The sequence below is a fragment of the Paraburkholderia sp. SIMBA_053 genome (assembly GCF_046534895.1).
In the GTDB taxonomy this organism is placed as follows: domain Bacteria; phylum Pseudomonadota; class Gammaproteobacteria; order Burkholderiales; family Burkholderiaceae; genus Paraburkholderia; species Paraburkholderia caledonica.
On record NZ_JAWRXU010000615.1, the window covers coordinates 1 to 275 of the forward strand.

Below are 275 nucleotides of genomic sequence, written 5' to 3' on the forward strand. Positions count from 1 at the left end.
TGCGATACGGCTGTCTCACGCCGTGGCAGAAAGATCCGCAGGTCTATGGACGTGCCGCACTCTCGAAGGGCTTCGAGACGTGCGAGAACGCTGTCGTCGAGCAGTTGTGCGATCTGATGAGCGTGCGTCTCGAGGAAGCGCATCAAGATGGCGAATCATTGTTCGACGCAATGCAGAACGCGCGCCTGGTCGCTTCGGCAGAAAACTACTACCGGACAATGTACCGCAGTTCAGGCGATAGCTGGAATCTGCGCGATACGCATATGTTTGAAACG

The 275-nt window shown here is 56.4% G+C and carries 1 protein-coding gene; it reads left to right on the forward strand.

Annotated elements, in window-relative coordinates; genetic code table 11:
* On the forward strand, positions 1 to 275 hold a 275-nt coding region (locus SB753_RS37065), incomplete at both ends, for an erythromycin esterase family protein (protein ID WP_410805122.1).